Below are 12,685 nucleotides of genomic sequence, written 5' to 3'. Positions count from 1 at the left end.
ATGCAAACTATCGACAGACGTGGATTTTTGGTGACGGCGGCGCTGGCCGGTCTCGGCGTGGTCGGTCTTGGTGCAGTGGGGGGCGGTTTTCGCGCGGCCGCGGCTGAGACCCGGCTTCGTTGCGTATGGTGGGGATCGGCCGACCGCAGCAAGCGCACCAACGACGTGATCGCCCTTTACCAGAAGGCAAACCCGCAGACGGAGATCAGCGGAGAAATGATCGCCGGTTCCGATTACTGGACCAAGCTTGCGACATCGATGGCGGGGCGCAACGTCGCCGATATCTTCCAGCTCGAACCTTCCACCATTGCCGATTATTCCGGCCGTGGCGCCTGCATGGAGCTGGACCAGTTCGTCGGCAAGTCGCTCGATCTTTCCACCTTCGGCAAAAGCGAGGTCGATCTCTGCCGCATCGATGGCAAGCTTTACGGCGTCGGCCTCGGGCTGAATTCCTTCTGCATGATGTATGACGCCGATACGCTGAAGGAAGCCGGCGTTTCCGTGCCGCAGGACCAGATCACCTGGAAGGCGCTCTCGGAACTGGCGCGCGATTTCAAGAAGAACGGCCCGGCAAAACGGAACTATTGGGCGGTGCCCTATGGCGCGCGTTATCATTATGTTTTCGATGTCTGGCTGCGCCAGCGCGGCAAGCTGCTGTTTCAGGACGGTACCATCGGCTTCAACAAGGAAGATGCGAAGGAATGGTTCGCCTATTGGGAGGATCTGCGCGAGAACAAGCTCTGCGTTTCCGCCGATATCCAGACGCGTGACGACAATACCATCGAATCCAACGCCCTGACGCTCGGCAATTCGGCCATCGGTTTTGCTTATTCCAACCAGCTTGTCGGTTATCAGAAGCTGAATAAACAAACACTGTCCATCGGCATGCTGCCGGGTGAGGGGCCGGGCAAGCCGACCGGGCATTATTACCGGCCGGGCCTCATCTGGTCCATTTCGTCCACCTCGACCAATGCGGAAGCGGCGGCGAAATTCATCAACTTCTTCGTCAACGATCTGGAAGCCGGCAAGGTGCTCGGCGTCGAGCGTGGCGTGCCGCCCGCCAAGGTCGTGCGGGAAGCATTGCTGCCGAGCCTCAACGAGACCGAGCGCAAGACGGTGGATTATATCGAAAGCCTGTCGGGCAAGCTCGATACCTATCCGGAACCCGCACCGATCGGCGCCAATGAGTTCGACCGTGGCGTGATGCGCCCCATTGCCGATTCGCTCGCCTTCGGCCGCGCCAGCGTGGATGAAGCGGCGCAAAACCTCGTCGACACCGGCACGCGGACCCTGCGCAAGCGCGGCTGACGACGAAACGGGCACCGCCGCGCGGTATCGAGACCGTGTGGCGGTGCTCTTTTTTGTGAAGTGACGGGGGTGGATGGCGCTTCACGCCTTTCAAAAGCGCCTGCATGACAAACAGCACTGGACAAGTGCATGGCATTTAAGCCAGAAATTCTGATCTGGATCGATAAATCTGAAGATTAGAATATGGCGCCCAATTTCCTCCTCGTTGATGCTGAAAAAGAATTCGATGTCCTGAAAGCGGCGGCGTCGTTGATCCGCGTGCAGATATTGAAGCTGCTGCATGAGGCGAGCGGCCTCAACGTCAACGAAATTGCGCAGAGACTGGAGCTTCCCCAGTCCACCGTTTCCGCCGGCGTGGCCGTTCTCGAGGAAGCGGGGCTGCTGCGAACCGAAACGCGCAAGGCGCGCAAGGGCAATCAGAAAATCTGCTTCGCCACCTGTGACGAACTCATTGTTTCCTTCCGGAAACCCGAGGCGCCGGTCGCATCAAATTACATCGCGGTCGCCATGCCGCTCGGTCTTTACACCCAAAGTTCGGTAACCGCGCCCTGCGGCATCTGCTCGCCGGAGGGCATCATCGGCCTGCTCGATGTGCCCGATACATTCATGGATCCGGACCGCATGAAGGCGGCGCTGTTGTGGTTGACCTCTGGCTTCGTGGAATATCAATTTCCCAATAATGCCAAGATTCAGGGGCGGGAAGTCGAGGAAATCGAGTTTTCGATGGAGGTCAGTTCCGAAGTGCCGGGAACGCACAGCAACTGGCCGTCCGATATTACGCTATCCGTCAACGGCAGGGAAATCGGGGTCTGGACCTCGCCCGGCGACTTCGGCGACAAGCGCGGTGCGTTTACGCCGGACTGGTGGAAACTCTCCGGTTCCCAATATGGCATGCTCAAGACCTGGCGCATCACCGCGCAGGGAACCTATGTCGACGGAACCCGGATTTCGGATGTGACACTGGCGGATATCGATCTGACCAGCCACCGTTCCATCCGCTTGCGCATCGAGGTCAAGGCCGATGCAAAACATCCGGGTGGGCTGAATATCTTTGGCCGCGGCTTCGGGAATTACGATCAGGACATCGTTCTGCGCCTGCGCACCGCAGGCTGATCCTACCAATTTTCAAAAGTATGATTTTCGCGGTTGACAGGCGTGGATTCCCTCGGCAACTATATTATCAAATATGGTTTATATCATATTTTAAGATATAAATGCGCAGGGGAGGAGAGCCTTATGAAAGCGCGGGTTTCAGTCCACCGGGACTTCCGGATTGGGCGTATCGACGATCGTCTTTATTCCGCCTTCATCGAACATATGGGGCGTGCCATCTATGGCGGCATCTATGAGCCCGGCCATCCGCAGGCGGACGCGAACGGCTTCCGCAGGGACGTTCTGAAATTCGTGCAGGATCTGAAAATTCCGGCCATCCGGTATCCCGGCGGCAACTTCGTTTCCGCCTATCGCTGGGAAGACGGCATTGGACCGCGCGACCAGCGCCCCATCCGTCTCGATCTCGCATGGCGCTCCAAGGAAACCAACCAGATCGGTATCAACGAATTCGCCGACTGGGCGCAGATGGCCGGCATCGAGATGATGCTCGCCGTCAATCTCGGTTCCCGTGGTCTGGATGCTGCCCGTAATTTCCTCGAATATGTGAATTTTCCGGGCGGCACCACGCTCAGCGATATGCGCCGCAGCCACGGCGCGGAAAAGCCCCACGGCGTGAAAATGTGGTGCCTCGGCAACGAAATGGACGGTCCCTGGCAGATCGGTCACAAGACGGCGGTGGAATATGGCCGGCTGGCCAATGAAACCGCCAAGGCCTTCAAGGGTTTCGATCCGACGATTGAAGCGATTGTCTGCGGCAGTTCCAATGACGGCATGCCGACCTATCCCGAATGGGAGCGCGAGGTGCTGGAGGAGTGCTATGAGAATGTCGACCACATCTCGCTGCACAAATATTTCGGCAATAACAGCCGCGACACGCTGAATTATTTCGGCAAGATCGAGGAAACCGGGCGCTATATCCAGACGATTGCCGGCGTCATCGATTACGTGAAGGCCAAGAAGCGCGCTAAAAACGAGGTCTCCATCTGCTTCGACGAATGGAACGTCTGGTATCATATCCGCGAAGAAGACGGCAAACGCATCAAGAGCTGGGACTGGCCGGAAGCGCCCGCACTTCTGGAAGAGACATACAACTTCGAAGATGCGCTTTTTGTCGCCGGTCTGCTCAATGAGTTCATCCGTCGTTCGGACCGCGTGCGCATCGCCTGCATCGCCCAGCTCGTCAATGTCATCGCCCCCATCCGGGCGGAAAAGAACGGGCCGGCATGGCGGCAGACGATCTATTATCCCTATCAGTTCGCCTCGCTTTATGGCCGCGGCGTCGCGCTGAACGTCGCCGTCGATTGCCCGACTTACGATTGCAACGCGGCCGACGACGTCAAATATCTCGATGTTGCCGGTGTTTATGACGAGGCGGAAGGCGTCGTGACACTGTTCGTGCTCAACCGCCATCTGACAGAGGCGGCGGAGATCGATGTCAGCCTCACCGGCTATTCATCCGCCACTCTCAGCCTGCATCTTGCCATGGTGGGATATGATCTGCGCCTCGGCAATGGCCCGGATCAGCCGGATCGCGTCGTGCCGGTGCCGGGCAGCGGCGTCGCCGTGGAGGACGGGGCGCTGAAGGGTTCGGTGCCTGCGCTGTCCTATCATGTGCTGCGGCTGAAGGTTCAGTGAGGCGGCCATGGGTGTCCGTCTCAACAATGTCGCCAAGTCCTTCGGATCCTTCGCGGCGATCCGGGATGTTTCGATGGAAATTCCAGCCGGCAGCTTCGCGGTCTTCGTGGGGCCTTCCGGCTGCGGAAAATCCACCCTGTTGCGCATGATCGCCGGCCTTGAGGAAACCAGCGGCGGGCGTATCGCCATCGATGAGCGTGATGTCACCGCGGTCGAACCGGCGGATCGCGGGGTTGCGATGGTGTTCCAGAACTATGCGCTCTATCCGCATCTGACGGTGTTCGAGAACATGGCGTTCAGCCTGCGTCTTGCCCGCCGACCGAAGGCGGAAGTGACGGAGAGGGTGGGCGAGGCCGCGCGCATCCTCCAGCTTGAGGAGCATCTGCACAAACGGCCCTCGCAGCTTTCCGGCGGCCAGAGGCAGCGCGTGGCCATCGGCCGCGCCATCGTGCGGCAGCCGAAGGTCTTCCTGTTCGATGAGCCGCTGTCCAATCTGGACGCCGAACTGCGGGTGCAGATGCGGCTGGAACTGACCCGGCTTCATCGCAAGCTGGGCGCGACGATGATCTATGTCACGCATGACCAGGTGGAGGCCATGACGCTTGCGGACAGGATTTTCGTGCTGAAGGGCGGCATCGTGCAGCAGGCGGGTGCGCCGCTTACCCTTTACGACGATCCGGACAACCGCTTCGTGGCCGGGTTTATCGGATCGCCCGCGATGAATTTCCTGCGGGCCGATATCGTCTCCCAGGCGGATGGCATCGTGACGCTCGCGCCCGAGGGCGGGGCAGGGCATCTCAGGGCCCGGCTTGCCCAGTCCGTTTCCCCCGGCCAGCGGGTCGAGATCGGAATTCGGCCGGAGCATCTGACGATTGCGGAACAGGGCGCCCTGCCGGTCGTCGTCGAGGTCGCGGAGGAGCTAGGCGATCTTTCCTACCTCTATACCCGCACCGGAGCCGGGAAAGAAATCATCGTGCAGCGGCAGGGCACGCGGGAAAGGCTGGATGGCCGGTCGGTATCGCTTACCGCCTCGCCCGACCATGTCCTTGTCTTCGACGATGACGGCAGACGGTTGCGATAGGCGCGAGGAGGCGTCTTTCGAAACAGCAAACCATCCCTCGACGGGATGTTCGATCAAACGGGAGGAGTGAACGATGCGACTGATCAAGACATTGCTTGTTGGTGCGGCTCTGGGTCTCAGCGCCCTGCCGGCTCTCGCGAAGCAGGATATCATCTGGTGGGACTTTCTGTCGGGCGGTGACGGCGTGCGCATGAAGGCGTTGATCGATGCCTTCAACAAGGAACACCCCGACATCCAGATCAAGGGAACGACGCTCGAATGGGGCGTGCCCTTTTATACCAAGGTGCGCACGGCCTCCGCGGTGGGTGAGGGGCCGGATGTCATGACCTATCACCTGTCACGCGCGCCGCTTGGCCTTGAAGAAAAAGTGCTGAGCGAAATCACCGAAAAGGATCTCGAGGATGCGGGGCTGAAGACCGGAGACTTCTTCAGCGCACCCGTGGAAGCGGCCACCCAGAACGGCAAACTCTACGCCGTGCCGTTCGATATCCACGCGCTTGTCCTTTATTACAACGCCGATCTTCTCAAAGGCTCGCCCTATCTCGATGCCGAGGGCAAGCTGACCGGCATCAAGACGATCGAGGATTTCGAGAAGGCGCTGGCCTGGGCGAAGGACAATGGCGTGCAGACGCCGATCACCTATCAATCGGGTGGCGAAGGCGGGGTGTGGCGCGTCTTTTATACGCTGCTGTCGCAACAGGGCGGCGAACTCGTCACCGAAAAGGAGGTTCTCGCCGGCGACAATGCCGAAAAGGCGGCAAAAGCCATCGAGACCATGTCCAGATGGCGGGAAAACGGCTGGGCCCCGGAACAGGCGGAATATGAAGCCTCGGTGGCGCTCTTCTCCGCCGGCAAATCCGCGTTCCAGTTGAACGGCGTCTGGGAAGTTCCGACCTACAAGGATCTGGAAAAGAACGGCAAGCTCGGCTTCAAATGGAGTGCGGTGGAAGTGCCGCCCCTGATGGGAAAGCGCGCCACCTGGGCGGATTCCCATGCTTTCGCCATTCCGAATGAAGGTGACAAAACGGTCTCCGGCGAAAAACGCGCCGCCGTGATGAAGGTGATCGGCTGGATGGAAAAACACGCCATCAGCTGGGCCGATGCCGGGCATATTCCGGCTTACAAGTCCATCACCGAAAGCAGCGAATACAAGGCGATGCAGCCGAATGCCACCTATGCCTCGCTGGCGGAAGCGGCGGTGTTCGATCCGAAGACCACCATAACCGGGGTCGCTTCCCCCGCCTATGACGCCGCTCTCAACGTCATCGCCCCTGCCATTCAGGGCTTCATGAGCAGCACCGACGCCGTGGAGCAGATCAAGGATGAGCTGCAGGGCAAGCTCAGGTAATCGACAGCCTGCCCTCCGGTTTGAAGCCGGAGGGCAGGCTGCAATGCGCAAGCTCCCGGAGACATTCCATGGCAATGATTGAAAACCGGCGCAAGAAATCGCTGATCGCGCTGTCGATGGTGACGCCGTTCGTTCTGGTCTTCACCACCTTCTTTCTTTATCCTCTGATAGAGATGGTGCGCATCAGCTTCACCGATGCGCCGCTGATCGGTGAGGGAAACTGGGTCGGCCTGGAGAATTACGCAAAGCTGCTGGGCGACCGCCTGTTCGTCACCTCGCTCAAGAACAACGGCTATTTCGTGCTTCTGACCGTCGTACCCACGACCGTCATCGCCCTGATGATCGCTCTCGCCATCAGCCGCCTCTCGGGCGTGAAGCAGACGATTGCCATGAGCCTGTTTTTCCTGCCCTATGTGCTGCCGGTTTCGGTCGTCACCGAAATCTGGGCGTGGATGCTCGATCTGCAGTTCGGCATTCTCCAGCCGGTCATATCGCTGCTGGCGGGCAAACCCGTCGCCGTTTTCAAGAACCCCTACTGGGTCATGCCGATGGTCGCCGTCGTCACCATCTGGTGGACGAACGGCTTCAATGTGCTGCTCTTCATTGCTGGATTGCGGAACATACCGGCCGAGCTTTATGAGGCGGCGGCTCTGGATGGCGCGACGACCTGGCAGCGCTTCCGCCGCGTCACCTGGCCGCTTCTGTGGCCGGTCACGGCGCTGGTGCTGACGCTGCAACTGATCCTGCAACTGAAGATATTCGACCAGATCTATCTCTTAAGCGGCGGCGGGCCGTTCAATTCCAGCTTCGTGCTGCTCCTCAAGGTCTATCGCGAGGCCTTTCAGATGAACAATGGCGGTTATGCGTCTGCCGTCGCGACGGTGCTTTTCCTGCTGATCGTCATCGTTTCCGTTTTCCAGTTCCAGTTGCTGCGCATCCGGAGGAATTCATGAGCCCGATGAGAAAACTCGAGAACCTCGTTCTGACGCTGCTGACTTTTTCGGCGGCCCTCGTCTGGATTTTTCCGCTCTACTGGAGCTTCGTCACCTCGCTTCGCGCCGATGAGAACGTTGCCGGCAACATGTCGCTTTTGCCGGACGAGTTTCGCCTCGGCGCTTATTTCAATGCGATATTCAATACCCGGCTGATGACCTGGTATGTGAACTCCATCGGCGTCGCCGTCATCGTCACGATCTCGGTGCTGTTCATTTCCATGCTCTGCGCCTATGCGCTGTCGCAGATACGCTTTCCGGGCAGGCGGCTGCTTTATGGCATCGTGCTGGCGAGCTTCATGGTGCCGGCGCAAACGCTGGTCGTCACCCAGTTCATACTGATGAAGAACCTCAACCTCATCAACACCTGGGCGGGCATCATCCTGCCGCAGTTGATCACGCCCATCGTCATCATCGTCTACAAGCAGTTTTTCGACAGCGTGCCGAAGGAGATGCGCGAAGCGGTGGTGCTGGATGGCGGCGGCGAATATACGATCCTGTTCCGGGTCTATCTGCCGCTCAACTGGGGCATCACGACCGCCATGGCGATCGTGACCTTCATTACGGTATGGAACGCCTTCTTCTGGCCCTTCCTCGTGGTCACTTCCGAAAACATGATGACGATCCCGGTCGGCATCACCCAGGTCAACGACGCTTTCGGCGTCGCCTATGCGCGGCTGATGGCCGTCGCCATGCTGGCGGCCCTGCCGGTCATCATCGCCTATGTCATCTTCCAGCGGCGCGTGACGGAGGCGATCATGATTTCGTCGGGTGTGAAGGGGTGAGATGTTCCTCAGATGACGTGGGCATTGTGCAGGGCGGTCAGTACCTCGTTCTTGAGGTTTGCGAGCTGTGGCGCCCTCCGGTCGCGCGGGCGCGGCACGTCCACCTCTATCCGCTGCTGGATACGGCCGTCATGGGCGCCCATCATGTAAATCCGGTCGCCGAGATAGAGTGCTTCGTCGATATCGTGGGTGACGAGCAGGAAGGAGATGCCGCGCTGTTCGACGAGTTTCAGCACCAGGTCCTGCAACTTCATCCGTGTGAAAGCATCGACCGCGCTGAAGGGTTCATCGAGCAGCAGAATGCGCGGCTCGGTATAGAGCGCCCTTGCGATTGCCACACGTTGCGCCATGCCGCCCGAAAGGGCCTTCGGCAGCGCCCCGCCATGGCCGCTCAAACCGACATCGTCGATCAGCCTTTCCACGCGCCCGACATCGTATTTCCTCCCCGCCGCATAACCGATGTTTTCGGCAACCGTCAGCCAGGGCATCAGGCGGGGCTCCTGAAAGACGAAGGCGATGGGCGGTGAGTTGGATGCCTGCTCCTTGCCCTGCTGAACCCTGACCGCGCCTGAAAAACGCCGGTCGAGGCCGGCGGCGATGCGCAGCAATGTGCTCTTGCCGCAGCCGCTGGGGCCGAGAAGAACCGCCGCTTCGCCATCGCCCAGCGTGAGCCGGATATCCTGAAGGATCACCGTGTCGCCGAAAGCTTTTTCGCGCACATCGACGTTGAGCAAACTCATCGCAGGCGTCCTCCCTGCTGAAGCGGATAGGTGTCGCGCCAGCGCAGGCATCGGTCTTCAACGATCTTGAAGAGGCTGTCGGAAATCTTGCCCAGCACCGCAAGGCAGATGATGGCGATCATGACGAGATCGGGCCGGGAAAGCTCCCGCCCGTCGGAGAGCATGTAGCCGATACCTTCCGAGGCGGCCAGAAGCTCGGCCGCAACGACGCTCAGCCAGGCGAGCGACAGCCCGTAACGCAGGCCCGTGAAGAGATGCGGCAGCGAGGCGGGAATGAAAATCCGCCACACCAGCACGGGCAACGGCTGGCGATACATCTCGCCCACCTCCACCAGCTTGCGGTCGACATTCCTGATGCCGGAAAAGAGGTTGAGATAGACCGGGAAAAACGCGCTTTTGGCGATCAGCACGATTTTCGAGGTTTCGCCGATGCCGAACCAGATCATCAGCAGCGGCACCCATGCAAGGCTCGGGACCGCCCGCAGCGCCTGAAACGTCGGCTCGAGATAACGTTCGGCGGCAATCACCAGACCGACGAGCGAACCGACGACGATGGCGAGCAGGGAGCCGATGACGAAGCCGACGAAGACGCGGGCGGTACTGGCCGCAACATTCGTCCACAGGGGACCTTCCGCAAGCCGCAGGAACGTATCGTAAAGTTCGGAAGGCGGCGGCAACACATAGGGGCTGACCCAGCCGAGGCGGACGAAAAGCTCTAGCAGCAGCAGCGACCCGACGGGCACGATTGCGCCGCGCAGGTCGAAACGGCCAAGGAAATTCCCCACCCTCTGCACAAGCGGCAATCGGGAAGGGAATTGTCCCGCAGTCTGTTTCACGCGCTGGAATTCGCGCGGATGGGAATTCATGCGCCAAGCGCCTTTTTCGCCGGCGCCGGATCGCTCAGCGAGGACAGGACATTGTCGACATTGACGCCGGGGCGCAGGACGTCGTCACCCAGAAGCGGCGTGACGATGCGGATCGAGTTCAGCAGTTCCTCGCCCGGAACGGGATTGTTCCAGTCGCGCTTCTCGATTGTCAGCCTGGTGATCTTGGGATCGTTGCCGGTGACCTGCGTGACGAAATCGATGAATTCGCTTTTGTTTTCACGAATCCATTTCTGCGTCTGCACCCAGACGCCGAGAAGTCTGTCGACCGCTTTCGGGTATTTGGCCAGAAACTCCTCGGAGACGCTGAAGACGCTGCCGTCGCGCCAGCTGCGCTCGTCGAAAATCGCCCGGTCGCCGGCAAGCTCGGCCTGGGACGTGTGCGGATCGATGCCGACCCAGGCGTCCACCTGACCCTGCTGAAGCGCGTTGAACCCTTCCGGATGTTGCAGGTTCACGACCTTCAGGTCGTCGATGGACAGCTTGTTCTGGTCAAGCGCGCGGACAAGGGTGAAATAGGGCGCGGTGCCCTTGGTGACCGCAATGGTCTTGCCCTTGAGATCGGCGACGGTTTTGATGGACGAATCCGGGCGCACCTGAATGATGGAGGAACCGCCCCAGCTCGCCACATAGATCACCTTCAGCGGCACGCCGTTGGCGCGGGCGAGAAAGGCGGAAAGTGCGGCCGAGCCGGCAAAATCCGTCGAACCGACCTTCAGGAATTCGAGCGAATTGTTGCTGCCGCGGGATTGTACCCAGGTGATCTTCGTGCCGACATCCTTGAAAGCCTCCTCAAGCCAGCCCTTGTTCTTTATCAGCAGGGTATGGGAGGAGTAAAATCCCCAGTCCAGCTTCAGTTCGGCAGGAAATTCCGGGGAACTCTGGGCCAGCGCCTTGCCCGTGGCAAGCGGCGCGGCAAGAGCGCCGGCAATGCCGAGTTTGAGGATCTGGCGGCGGGAATGTTCAGCCTTCATATTAATTCACCTAATTTATGTATTTTGTGTATTTAAAGGGTATGGGCGGGTGTTTTCGAGGTCAATCCGCCCTTCTGGAACCTCATGCCAAACTTTGCGAGCCGCGTGGAAAATCTCCCTACCGGGAGCGCGATCGGCGCGACGGCGCTTTATTCAGGTGAAAAAACGATTGGCCGGTCGTTGCAGGCCGAGATGGTCGCGCAATGTCGGCCCCTCATAGTCCTTGCGGAACAGCCCGCGCCTTTGCAGTTCCGGCACCACCTGCGTCGTGAAGTCGTCGAGGCCGGCAGGCAGGAAAGGGAAGGTGACATTGAAACCGTCCGAACCCTCCTCATGGAGCCATTGCTCCATTTCGTCGGCGATGGTCTTTGGCGTGCCGACGAAGGCAAGACCCGCATAACCGCCCAGTCGCTGGGCAAGCTGGCGCACCGTCAGGCCCTCGCTTCGGGCAAGCTCGATCACCCTTTCACGGCTGGATTTGCTGGCGTTCGTTTCCGGAATATCAGGCAGGGGACCATCGGGATCGAAGCCGGAAACATCGTGGCCGAGCGCAATCGAAAGCGAGGCGATTGCGCTGTCATAATGGACGAGACTGTCGAGCCGGGCGCGTTTGGCCTTCGCCTCTTCCACGCTGTCGCCGACGAGAACGAAAGCGCCCGGCAGGATGACAATTCCCTCGCGCGAACGGCCAGCGGCGACGGTCCTGTCCTTGACGTCCTTATAAAAAGCCTTGCCTGCCGCAAGCGTGGGGGTTGCGGCAAAAACCACCTCCGCCGTCTCGGCGGCAAGCTGGCGTCCCGGCTCGGAAGCTCCGGCCTGCACGATGACGGGCCAACCCTGCACCGGGCGCGCGATGTTGAGCGGTCCGCGCACGGAAAATTCAGGTCCCTTGTGGTCCAGCACATGCATCTTTTCGGGATCGAAGAACAGGCCGCTGTCGACATCGCGGATAAAGGCGTCGTCGGAAAAGGAATCCCAGAGACCGGTGACGACATCGTAAAATTCCCGCGCGCGGCCATAGCGCTCGGCATGATCCGGCTGTTCCTCGCGGCCGAAGTTCCGGGCCGCGTCGGGATTTGACGTGGTGACGATGTTCCAGCCGGCGCGACCGTTGCTGAGGTGATCGAGCGAGGCAAAACGCCGGGCGACGTGATAGGGCTCATCGAAGGTGGTAGAGGCGGTGGCGACCAGCCCGATGCGGGAGGTGACGGCGGCGAGCGCCGAAAGCAGCGTGAAGGGCTCGAAGGAGGTGACGGTGTGGCTGCGGCGCAGCGCCTCGGTGGGCATGTTCAGCACCGCCAGGTGATCGGCCATGAAGAACGCATCGAACTTCGCGGCCTCGAGCTGTTGTGCGAAGCGCGCCAGATGGGCGAAATTGAAATTCGCATCCGGGAAGGCGCCCGGATAACGCCATGCACCCGTGTGGAGACTGACGGGCCGCATGAAGGCGCCGAGATGCAGTTTGCGATCATTTGCCATTGGGCTTCACTTTCGTCGATGTTTTGGGTTGCGCGGCGCGTTGAGGAAGGCTGCAGCCGCAGGCAGGGCTTTGCTCGTCGCGACGATATCCCCGCCGGGGGATTGGCGCGGCAAAGACTATTCCGATTATGATTTCCGAACCGAAAGATTTTTGCTGAAATTCTGCATTTGGCGATGATCCCATCACCCGCGCCAGTCTCGTTTCCATCCCATCGCGCGGAAGAATCGGCAGGTCGAGCTTCACTCCCTGCCGCTTGCGCGAAAATTTGCCGAAAACTGCGAATGATTAGAAGATTTTTGCTTTCCGGATTTCCGCTTCTGTGTTTCTTATAATGCTTAAATAGAA

Annotated in this window: 12 protein-coding genes; 7 read left to right on the top strand and 5 right to left on the bottom strand. The window is 59.9% G+C overall.

The window, feature by feature from the left end; genetic code table 11:
* The 7 genes from ACQZ5G_RS23285 to ACQZ5G_RS23255 all read left to right on the top strand — a co-directional run bounded on the left by ACQZ5G_RS23285 (window position 1) and on the right by ACQZ5G_RS23255 (window position 8,262).
* On the top strand, window positions 1–1,308 hold the full coding sequence (locus tag ACQZ5G_RS23285; RefSeq protein WP_080854734.1) for an ABC transporter substrate-binding protein: 1,308 nt from the start codon (window positions 1–3) through the stop codon (window positions 1,306–1,308).
* Between the two features lie 183 nt (window positions 1,309–1,491).
* A complete protein-coding gene (locus tag ACQZ5G_RS23280) occupies window positions 1,492–2,421 on the top strand; it encodes an ArsR/SmtB family transcription factor (protein WP_003520170.1) in 930 nt (309 codons plus the stop codon).
* Between the two features lie 123 nt (window positions 2,422–2,544).
* A complete protein-coding gene (gene arfA, locus ACQZ5G_RS23275; protein ID WP_448739032.1) occupies window positions 2,545–4,056 on the top strand; it encodes an arabinosylfuranosidase ArfA in 1,512 nt (503 codons plus the stop codon).
* Between the two features lie 7 nt (window positions 4,057–4,063).
* On the top strand, window positions 4,064–5,137 hold the full coding sequence (locus tag ACQZ5G_RS23270) for an ABC transporter ATP-binding protein (protein ID WP_080820842.1): 1,074 nt from the start codon (window positions 4,064–4,066) through the stop codon (window positions 5,135–5,137).
* Window positions 5,138–5,210: 73 nt separating this feature from the next.
* Window positions 5,211–6,485, top strand: coding sequence for an extracellular solute-binding protein (locus ACQZ5G_RS23265; RefSeq protein WP_400156978.1), 1,275 nt, complete (start codon window positions 5,211–5,213; stop codon window positions 6,483–6,485).
* A gap of 68 nt (window positions 6,486–6,553) precedes the next feature.
* Window positions 6,554–7,438, top strand: a complete 885-nt coding sequence (locus tag ACQZ5G_RS23260; RefSeq protein ID WP_448739033.1) for a carbohydrate ABC transporter permease — start codon at window positions 6,554–6,556, stop codon at window positions 7,436–7,438.
* Complete coding sequence (locus tag ACQZ5G_RS23255) at window positions 7,435–8,262, top strand: carbohydrate ABC transporter permease (protein WP_003520165.1); 828 nt, start codon at window positions 7,435–7,437, stop codon at window positions 8,260–8,262. Before ACQZ5G_RS23260 ends, ACQZ5G_RS23255 begins: the two co-directional genes overlap by 4 nt.
* An 8-nt stretch (window positions 8,263–8,270) precedes the next feature.
* Here the strand turns inward: ACQZ5G_RS23255 and ACQZ5G_RS23250 are convergent, their stop codons facing one another.
* The 5 genes from ACQZ5G_RS23250 to ACQZ5G_RS23230 all read right to left on the bottom strand — a co-directional run bounded on the left by ACQZ5G_RS23250 (window position 8,271) and on the right by ACQZ5G_RS23230 (window position 12,583).
* On the bottom strand, window positions 8,271–9,002 hold the full coding sequence (locus ACQZ5G_RS23250) for an ABC transporter ATP-binding protein (protein WP_448739034.1): 732 nt from the start codon (window positions 9,000–9,002) through the stop codon (window positions 8,271–8,273).
* On the bottom strand, window positions 8,999–9,868 hold the full coding sequence (locus ACQZ5G_RS23245; protein ID WP_020811699.1) for an ABC transporter permease: 870 nt from the start codon (window positions 9,866–9,868) through the stop codon (window positions 8,999–9,001). Before ACQZ5G_RS23245 ends, ACQZ5G_RS23250 begins: the two co-directional genes overlap by 4 nt.
* Complete coding sequence (locus ACQZ5G_RS23240) at window positions 9,865–10,860, bottom strand: aliphatic sulfonate ABC transporter substrate-binding protein (RefSeq protein WP_448739035.1); 996 nt, start codon at window positions 10,858–10,860, stop codon at window positions 9,865–9,867. The genes ACQZ5G_RS23245 and ACQZ5G_RS23240 overlap by 4 nt, the downstream gene beginning before the upstream one ends.
* 153 nt (window positions 10,861–11,013) lie before the next feature.
* Complete coding sequence (locus ACQZ5G_RS23235) at window positions 11,014–12,339, bottom strand: LLM class flavin-dependent oxidoreductase (protein ID WP_448739036.1); 1,326 nt, start codon at window positions 12,337–12,339, stop codon at window positions 11,014–11,016.
* A complete protein-coding gene (locus tag ACQZ5G_RS23230) occupies window positions 12,329–12,583 on the bottom strand; it encodes a hypothetical protein (RefSeq protein ID WP_448739037.1) in 255 nt (84 codons plus the stop codon). Before ACQZ5G_RS23230 ends, ACQZ5G_RS23235 begins: the two co-directional genes overlap by 11 nt.
* Between the last annotated feature and the right edge of the window lie 102 nt (window positions 12,584–12,685).

This window comes from Agrobacterium sp. 22-214-1, assembly GCF_053522465.1.
This window is presented reverse-complemented; position numbering and strand designations above follow the sequence as displayed.